Origin of the sequence: Nostoc sp. FACHB-888, from assembly GCF_014696655.1 — a bacterium.
Lineage (GTDB): Bacteria > Cyanobacteriota > Cyanobacteriia > Cyanobacteriales > Nostocaceae > Nostoc.
The window spans coordinates 1-9,366 of the sequence record NZ_JACJQM010000165.1 but is presented as its reverse complement, the minus strand read 5'-3'; the positions used below and the strand labels follow the sequence as shown (position 1 = coordinate 9,366).

8 protein-coding genes are annotated in these 9,366 nt (G+C 43.0%); 4 read left to right on the top strand and 4 right to left on the bottom strand.

The window, feature by feature from the left end; translation table 11 throughout:
• On the bottom strand, positions 1-250 hold a 250-nt coding region (locus H6G26_RS34910; protein ID WP_190735757.1), incomplete at its 3' end, for an HTH domain-containing protein.
• A 148-nt stretch (positions 251-398) separates the two neighbouring features.
• Here H6G26_RS34910 and H6G26_RS34905 point away from each other — a divergent pair.
• Positions 399-1,307, top strand: a complete 909-nt coding sequence (locus H6G26_RS34905; RefSeq protein WP_190735755.1) for an SDR family oxidoreductase — start codon at positions 399-401, stop codon at positions 1,305-1,307.
• Positions 1,308-1,846: 539 nt separating this feature from the next.
• Here H6G26_RS34905 and H6G26_RS34900 read toward each other — a convergent pair.
• Positions 1,847-2,362 (bottom strand): DUF1579 domain-containing protein, encoded by a 516-nt coding sequence (locus tag H6G26_RS34900; protein ID WP_190735753.1) that lies wholly within the window; start codon positions 2,360-2,362, stop codon positions 1,847-1,849.
• A gap of 603 nt (positions 2,363-2,965) precedes the next feature.
• Between H6G26_RS34900 and H6G26_RS34895 the strand changes: the two genes are divergently transcribed.
• Complete coding sequence (locus H6G26_RS34895; RefSeq protein WP_190735750.1) at positions 2,966-5,182, top strand: AAA family ATPase; 2,217 nt, start codon at positions 2,966-2,968, stop codon at positions 5,180-5,182.
• 398 nt (positions 5,183-5,580) lie between these two features.
• Positions 5,581-6,126, top strand: a complete 546-nt coding sequence (locus H6G26_RS34890) for a hypothetical protein (RefSeq protein WP_199327227.1) — start codon at positions 5,581-5,583, stop codon at positions 6,124-6,126.
• A 150-nt stretch (positions 6,127-6,276) separates the two neighbouring features.
• Here H6G26_RS34890 and H6G26_RS34885 read toward each other — a convergent pair whose 3' ends face one another.
• On the bottom strand, positions 6,277-6,681 hold the full coding sequence (locus H6G26_RS34885; protein WP_190735748.1) for a cupin domain-containing protein: 405 nt from the start codon (positions 6,679-6,681) through the stop codon (positions 6,277-6,279).
• A gap of 369 nt (positions 6,682-7,050) precedes the next feature.
• Entirely contained in the window at positions 7,051-7,641 is a 591-nt protein-coding gene (locus H6G26_RS34880) for a nuclear transport factor 2 family protein (protein ID WP_190735746.1), read from the bottom strand.
• Between the two features lie 176 nt (positions 7,642-7,817).
• Between H6G26_RS34880 and H6G26_RS34875 the strand changes: the two genes are divergently transcribed.
• A complete protein-coding gene (locus tag H6G26_RS34875; protein WP_347242556.1) occupies positions 7,818-8,738 on the top strand; it encodes a LysR family transcriptional regulator in 921 nt (306 codons plus the stop codon).
• Positions 8,739-9,366: the final 628 nt, after the last annotated feature.

Genomic DNA, 9,366 nt, shown 5'->3' with positions numbered 1-9,366 from the left:
TTGGCAAAAACAGCGCCTGAATCTCTGCCAAGTTAAGTCCTGTCAGCGTAGTTTGATAGCTGTCGAGTAAACTCCAACCACCCCCTTTACCGCGTTCTGCCATCACCGGAACTCCGGCACTGCTGAGGGCATCCATGTCACGATGGATGGTGCGCTCAGATACCTCCAATCGTTCTGCTAAATCCCGCGCCCTTAGCTGACGATAAACCTGCAACAACATCAGAATGGAGAGGAGGCGATCAGCACGCATAACTATCCCAAGACCAATCGGAACTACTTTTTACTTTACTGCCTAAATATGACAAGGGATGTCATGAAGTTCCGCTTATCCTGCATAAAGATGGTTTGGAGTTATCGATTTCTTTAAGCCACCTACACAGGATTTAAGGAGGTTAATTATGCAGTTATTGAAAAATAAAATTGCGCTCGTAGTTGGCGCAACACGCGGTGCAGGTCGTGGCATTGCTGTGGAACTTGGTGCAGCAGGGGCAACCGTTTATGTCACCGGACGCACCACTGCTACTGTACGTTCGGAATACAACCGCCCTGAAACGATCCAAGAAACAGCAGAGTTGGTAAACCAGGCTGGTGGGAAAGGAATCGCGGTTGTAGTCGATCATTTAGACCCAAAACAAGTACAGGCGCTTGTTGCTCGTGTTGAGCAGGAGCATGGTCGTCTGGATGTTCTGGTCAACGATATTGGTGCAGAATATCTGGCGGAGTTCAACAAACCCGTGTGGGAGCTTTCTTTGGATCGAGGATTACGGATGCTAAGACTGGCGATCGACACCCACCTAATCGCTAGCCACTTCGCATTGCCGCTGTTGATCCAGAAACCCGGTGGATTGGTGGTCGAAATTACCGATGGTACTGCCGAATATAACGGCAAAAACTATCGGCTGTCGCTGTTCTATGACCTTGCTAAAACCTCGGTAATTCGCATGGCGTGGGGATTGACGCAAGAACTTAAACCGCATCAATGTACTGCTGTGGCGCTGACTCCAGGCTGGTTGCGCTCGGAACTCATGCTCGATTATTTTGGAGTGAGTGAAGCCAACTGGCAGGACGCAACGGCAAAGGAACCGCACTTCATCATTTCTGAAACGCCGCATTATGTTGGGCGTGCAGTTGCCTATCTAGCTGGCGATCCACAAGTGGTGCGCTGGAATGGACAATCCCTCTCCAGTGGGCAACTAGCACAGGTTTATGGCTTTACCGATCTTGATGGCTCTCAACCCGATGCGTGGCGCTACATTTGTGAAGTGCAGGAGATGGGTAAACCTGCTGATGCCACCGGATACAGGTAATATTCGAGTCACAAAACTTCGTACTCGTTAGCAAACTTCACATTGCAATTAATTAGTATTCATTCTAATTTCGCGCATCTACTGTCTCCTCGGTCGATTCTGCGTTCCTTCACCAGGAGTAATGAACAACATCCAACTTGGCGTATGAAATGCCAAATGTATGCCATAAGAGCAAGTCATGTAACAACCTTGCCTCTTTTGAGCTAAAAATGCTTTCTCAGTAAGCTTTCTAGATAATAAATTGTAAAAGTTGTTTCTTGACAGGCTCTCAGAGTCGAATGGCACGAAGAAAAGGTGAAACGTCCTTGCTGGCAGGGTGTAAGCTGAGTGTGTTCCAGACAATTGAATGCGAATACGTCAAAAGTTCAACATCTTCTTAATTCCCAACACCCAACACCCAACACCATTTCATCCAGTAATACCAGGGATTTACGCTTAACAAGCGTGCCATTCCTCTTAAAGTCAATAGTAAATTGAGCAACTTTATTAGTCATTGGCTGTTGCTTGCGTTCTGCCTGCCTTTCTGGTCTAGCATTCTGTTACTGCTTTCGCCGAGAGTTTACGGTCATAAACTGATGCCACTGCCCATCATCGCCCAGTACATGAGATGTCATCACTCGATGATTATCACTCTTGAACTCGATTACATCTCTGTACTTTGCCATCTTCTCATCGCCCGTCATCGCGGGCCCGTCAGAATTGAGCGTTAGTATGTTTTTAGCTGCGTTCAATTCACCGTCGTACAACCACAGATAAGTCATCATTGACCCAACCCAGGTGCCTACATAGCGTTGCTTCTGCGGGTCATATCCCAGCGTTATTATCATTGTTGCTGCACCACCGCAGGGCATTTCGCCCTGTCCTTCACCTACAACCCAGAGTCCACCAATTGATCGCACACTTTCCGTTCCTGTTGCTCTTTCAGGCGGTTGATCTGGACTCATCATCGCCTCTGTTTCATAAGTCCACTCACCGACGAGTCTCTCTAGCCACTGATGTTCTTTTTGTGGCTCAGTATTCATTGTTGGCTCCTGTTGTGTTTTGATTGTATCCATTGCTTTAGCTCCTTTTGATGAATCATTGAGGAATGTAATTAGCGTGAAGCCCAACTCTGTAGGCGAAGCCGCCCCCAAGAGCTAGGAACTGCATGAAATGATGAAAAATTAAGATTTTAATAGTACATAAATACTACTATAGCTCAACTGATTGAGGGGAAATACCGAATTTATCGACCAATATGCCAAAGCGGACAGACCAGAAGGTTTGGCTCATGGCATTTTCTTCCAGGTAAATCAGCAGTACATATTTCATTGAATTGCCTCTGTTGTTTCCCTTTGTAATTAAGTCGAACGACAATTGCTCAAATCGACACCTTTGCCAAAAATTTTTTTATCATTTAGATACAATCGAGCAATACCTGTATTCTTTCCTTTCGTGAGTAAGTCGAACGGCAATTTGAAATCGACACCTCTGGTAAAATTTTTTCCGGCGTCAGCTATGACCGCTACTGATGCTCCATGCAATATAAGCGGTAAGTTTTTGCGAGATCGTAAAGTAATTTCTTTTTAGATTTTAATTTTCGTTATAGTTTTTTACCTTGAAAAGGTATACATCTTCTATGGCTTGAAAAACCCCACCTCCTCTCGACGTATTAAATAATGGATTTATTTGACCAGCATCTTGCAAAAATAACTGAAAAAGAAGCACCCCTAGCGGCTCGGATGCGTCCACGGACACTTGATGAATTTATTGGTCAAGAGCATATTATCGGGCAAGGAAGGCTATTGCGGCGTGCTATTAGTTTGGATCAACTGTCTTCATTAATCTTTTCTGGACCACCAGGGACTGGAAAGACTACTCTAGCCCGTGTTATTGCCAACACCACCCGCGCTCACTTCATCGCTATCAATGCTGTACTCTCAGGAGTTAAAGAAATTCGAGCCGCAATTGAAATAGCCCGACAACAGCGCAAGTTCCATAATCAACGAACTATTCTTTTTGTCGATGAAGTCCATCGTTTTAACAAGTCTCAGCAGGATGCCCTATTGCCTTGGGTAGAGAATGGTACAATTATTCTCATTGGTGCTACCACCGAAAATCCTTTTTTTGAGGTCAATAAGGCACTTGTCAGCCGTTCGCGGATTTTTCAACTTCAGCAACTAAGTGATAAAGATTTATACAAAATTGTTGAGCAAACACTAGCTAATTCAGAACGCGGTTATGGCAACTTAACAGTACAAATTGACATAGATGCTTTAACTCATCTAGTTAATGTTGCTAACGGGGACGCTCGTTCATTATTGAATGCTTTGCAACTGGCTGTAGAGACTACACCCCCAGATGCTACAGGTGTTATTCATATCCCTCTACCAGTGGCAGAAGAATCTATTCAGCAACGTGCTGTTTTATACGATAAAGAAGGGGATGCCCATTTTGATACCATTAGTGCTTTTATCAAGAGCTTACGAGGTTCTGACCCAGATGCAGCACTGTACTGGCTAGCCAAAATGGTTTATGCAGGTGAAGACCCGCGTTTCATCTTCCGTCGGATGTTAATTCTTGCAAGTGAAGATATCGGATTGGCTGACCCACAAGCAGTTGTCGTTACAAATGCATGTGCCGAAACCTTTGATCGCGTGGGAATGCCAGAAGGGCGTTATCATTTGGCGCAGGCAGTACTGTATTTAGCGACTGCACCAAAATCCAACAGCATTATGGGCTTTTTTGATGCTTTAGCCGCAGTAGAAAGTGAAAATGTTGCAGAAGTTCCCACTCATCTTAAAGATGCCAATCGGGATAAAAAAGGTTTTGGGCATGGAAATGGTTATCTCTATCCTCACGCTTATCGAGATCATTGGGTAGAACAGCAATATTTACCCAAGAGCTTGCAAGGTCAACTGTTTTACCAACCATCAACCCAAGGTTATGAACACCAAATTGCAACACAAGTGGCACGTCGTCGGGAAGCTCAACTTGCTGCAATCGTAGAGGGGATTGGTGTTGCACCAGTGGAAGTCATGACTTATGGAACTGTTGACCGAGCAGATGAGCGTTGGTTGCAACGCACACTTTCTCAAGTCAGTACACAATTAGCATCTGTGCGTGATCACATTTTCACTTTTGCCCAATTACAACTTCATCACTTAGTATTAGATTTAAATGCCGCTACTGGTTTACTTACTTGGGAAGCAATCCGGCAAGTTCCTGAAGGCGGGGTTTATGCCTGTGTCCGCAATAGTTCTGATGCCAATGCTTTAAATGAACTTGCTGCGGCACTTCCTGAAACAATGCGACCAATAGTTTTTACTGCATCTGTTGCACAGATACCTGCGATGCTGACATCTCTTGCACCAAATGTACAGTTTGACTCTATTATTGGGCGCAATGTACTAGCCTCCCAACCGGATAAGGGACTTGCTGCTCAATTTTTAACTCAATTGCTCCCGCACTCAGTCAAGCTTATTTTAGCTGAGACAGTACCTCGTCATACCCAAAGGTTTTACCGATTACTGCCCAGCCAAAATCTTGATGCCCAATTGTATGAGCGATTAGTTTTAGCGGAAGAAGCTATTTATACAGATGCCTTTGACCCCATGCTTAACTGGGACGCTGACGATTTGCGTGACATTTTTGCCTCAAATGGACACTGCGTACAAGTAGTTCTTGAACAGTATTTGACACCAATGCACATCTCTGATAATTTTATCAAGCGTTTATTTGCTGCTAATCCCAATAGACCAAGTTATGCCGAGCGTCTGGCTGCAAATTTGACCAGTGAGGAAATAGACATTATTAAAAGTTTATTTACTCGTTACTTACTCAACCAATCTGTTAATTGGTCAAGCACTGTCGCATTTTTAAAGATTAGCACATGAATATTTTTTGACTAACAAATCACAGTTATTTATAGTTATGATTGAAAGGATGCAATTGCTATTAGACACGTCCTGCTAAAAACAGATAAGTGAAACTGAGATGATGTTTCTTGATTGACTTCCTTTGAGCTTTATTTGTGAATGCTCTGCTCAAATTAAAATAATTTTAGATAACTATGCCAATTAAAAAACGCATTGAGCTTAGTCCGGGATCTTTTCTTAATCTCGCAGATAAAAAGATACTTGTCAATTTAGCTGACTTTTCACGGCATGTGGAAAAGCTAATTTTAGCGGTTTCCTAAACCCTGATTTTTCCGTTAGCTATTTTCATTAACTTAAAGCTATTGATAATTAGGCTGTGGAAAAAGCCACGCTTTTTCGAGGCTTGAGGACTTCCCGTGAAAAGTCAGGTCAATTTAGCTACTGAAGACATTTTAACTTTAATCACGCAAGAATTAAAAACTCGTTACTCCCCAGAAACTCAAAAACTCTTACTTGAGGAGAGTTCCCAGTTTTTACCTGATTTTGTGCTACAAGAATTATTAAAGCGCCAAGAGCAGGTAGTAAATGTTAACCCCAATACATTAATAGTGGTTAACTGTCAAATAGCAGAGGTAGAGGTCGATGATTTGGGATTTGATTTAAATGTCGAAGCATATTTTGTCATTGCAGACACAACAGGTCAAAATCATTTTCGGGCTAATAAGATAGTCCTTTGGTCGAATATATGGGGGGATGAACAACGGCTTTTCGATTTAGAAGATGAACTAGGTGACCAATTCTGGACAGATTATCAAATCCAGCTACTTTTTGATGAAAAAAATCAGCAAGCAATTGAATTATCAGTATCTCAAACAGACGATTATACCGCGAGGTTAGAATTTTACCCATCCCTGAAAAGGTTTTCACTATCCATTGTTCCCTTCACTGATAATGACTTTTAAAATCAGCAATTAAACCAGAATGCGCCTAGCAATTCTGGCAGTAGCTTCTGGAGCTGATGCGACTGGATATAGGTAATATTCGAGTCACAAAACTTCCTATTCTTTGGCAAGCTTCAGATTGCAATTAGTGTTTGTTCTAATTTCGCGCACTTACTGTCTTCTCGCTTGATTCTGCGTTCCTTGTCCAGGAGTAATGAACAACATTGAACTTGGTCTATCAACTTTAACTGTATGCCATATTCCACGAGGGATAAGCACATAAGCGCCGGGAGTACTCAGACATATCCTATTTTCCGCTCCGTCTTGCTCCAAGATTAAATCTACCTGACCCCAAAGCAGACAAACAAACTCTTCTCCAGCAGGGTGCATTTCCCAAGTATCCCAGTCTTCAGTGAAGGTAAAGTGTGAAACTAACCGCTTTCCCTTAAAGTCACCAAATTTATTTTCCAAATCTGCAAAAAAGCGATCGCTTACTGGGATTGGAGTACTATCACCATTTTCCCCAAGAACAAGATAGGTAGAATCTATGCTAAATTGAGCAACTTTACTAGTCATTGGTTATTGCCTGGCATTGTGCTAGTGCTTCGGTCGATAGTTTACTTTTTTGGTTAGCAGACTACTAGGAACCGCGTGAAATGATGGAAATTTCAGATTTAATAGTATATAAATACTATCAGGTATCGGCTGATTAAGGTTTTTGACTGGCAAATCGACGCAAATGTTCTGTTTTGCTAGCTCTTCGGTAACGTCTTGTGCGATCGCAACGACTTCTCCTGCTCCCTGTGCACCAGGAATGAAATGAAAGGCGTAGGAATTGGAGGATTAGGATACCAACCGCGCCGCATGGCAACGTCAATGAAGTTTACGCCCGCATAGTGGATTTTGACTATCTTTTTAGATTGGGTAAGTGCTGTTAAATAGCCTTTAAAATAAAGGTTGGCCAAGCTGCTCACGCTCACCTGCTAATGCTGCAAAGTAATCCCGAGTAGCTTTATCTAAACCAAAGATATCTGACACTGCCATTTGGTCAATTTTCAGGTGAGCCAGTTTCCAAACATCGTTTTCTTTGCGGAATTGAACCACTTGAACAGCGTGAGCAAGTAAAGCAGGATTGTCAGTCTTGGACAATGTAGAGGTATTGGCAAACTTGAGGACATTCAAATAGGCAATAGCAGTTGCCGTCTCATCGTGATTAGGATAAACGATTACGTTAGTCAATTGATGCCGAATTCCATTAAGTAACACTGCCTCATTGTCCTGCCACAACTGTTTGAATGAGGCTCGATCCAAGCGCTTTGCAAGTGCATGATCCATTACAAAATCTTCGGCGAGAATGGCATCCATTATTTCATAACGGCGGGTATCAAAAATCAGCTCTAATAGGTGTAATTTTTCGATTATTTCCAATTTGTCTGCTGCTGCAAGCTTATTTACAGATTCTGCGGCGTACTGAGCAAACAGCGCATCTGGAAGTTGGGTATGCAGTAGAGCTGGGTTAGGGGTTTGGCTAGTCATTTTAATTTCTCCAGATTGTGATTTGGGGAGATGGGCATTTTATTATTGGTAAGGGCTTTGGATTCTGTGCAAAAGTGATTTGCTTTGTGATTCACTTAACTATCAGGATATTTTGTTTACAATCAATTGAGAAGAGGTAATATTTCACTTCTTTATCCACTTATTTTCAACAATCTGTGATTAAGAGTTTGTCAAACCTGTTGTCGTTCGTGCGCGTTGCAGAAGCCCAAAGTTTTGTTCAAGCATCGAATGTTCTAGGCTTGTCTACTTCAGCTCTGAGCAAAGCAGTTGCCCGCTTAGAGGCGGATTTGGGAGTTAAGCTTTTCCATCGCACTACTCGTAGCATTAGCCTAACGTCTGATGGAGTCAGGTTTTATGAAGGATGCCAGCAATTACTGGGTGAACTAGATGCCCTTGAAGCAGAAATTCAGGGAAATCGTGCTGCTCCCAAAGGGCGATTAACCGTAAGTGTCCCGCCTGCATTTGGGCGCGTTTGCTTAGTGCCAATCCTTAAGGCATTCACCCAAATGTTTCCAGACATGACTCTTGACATTTCTATGGACGATCGCCACGTGGATCTAGCTGAACAAGCAGTTGATGTGGTAATTCGTACAGGGCAATTGAGCGACAGCGCCAATCTGATTGCTAGCCAACTCGTCACTTATCCTTTAGTGGTTTGTGGTTCACCTACATATTTTGAACAACACCCTAAACCCCAGCACCCAGAACAACTTCAACAACATAGCTGTTTAAATTTTCGCAATCGAGCAACTGGACGTATTTATCCGTGGTCTTTTACGCAAGCTCGCAAAGTTGAGCGATATGCAGTCAGTGGTTCTGTTGTCTTTGATAATGCAGATGCGATCGTGCGCTCAACAATCGCAGGATTAGGTCTGAGCCAGATGCCAGGATTCTTGGCAGCAGAAGCAATTGAGAACGGCAATTTAGTAGAAGTTCTTAATATCTATCGACCACTAGAAGTTCCAGTCTGGATCTGCTATCTTGATCGTCGCTTTGTTGCACCCAGGATTCGGTCCTTTGTTGAGTTTACAGCAGCACAAAAAGAGGTTTTTACATTAATCTGTACCTGTAGCTAAGTAAGCCGTGGGAAAATTTTATAAGTATGTAACAAACAATTAAGCAGAAGAATTAAAGTTAAATCTTACACAGTGTGTACTGTTGCACCTTAAAATGCACCCTCTCAAACTACCAAATATACTGTTGCTAATAATTCTACGTCTTACCGAGATGACGGGCGGGGATTTCAGTAATCCTAAAAAATATTCATATTCGATAGTTGTAAATAGAGATAATTACTCTTGTCTGCGTCGATGATTTTATCGCCTCAATTAGTTCTTTCTCCCTTCAACCGGGAAGTTCATATTTAACGGAGGTAGGCTCATGGCTATACATGACTTGACTTACCTACCCAAATCTTGCTACCTAATTTATTCTCTATCCCGCAATACCTTTGCCGCTCTTGTAGTTCATAGCTCTGGGCTTCCGTTTGTTGCGCGGCACTACTGTTGCTTTCTTAGGTGCTTGTGGCGGACGGCATTGCTCACAGTAGAGCGGTCGAACTCCAAAGGTTTCTCGTTGTGTGGGTTGTTCGCACTGCTTACATGGGGTAGTGTTACGGAAGCTGTCACCAGGGGCAAAGTAGCTCTAAAGTCCTTAGAGGACTAGGTTTCAAACTTTTCACCTTGAGGGGACACGCGATAATGC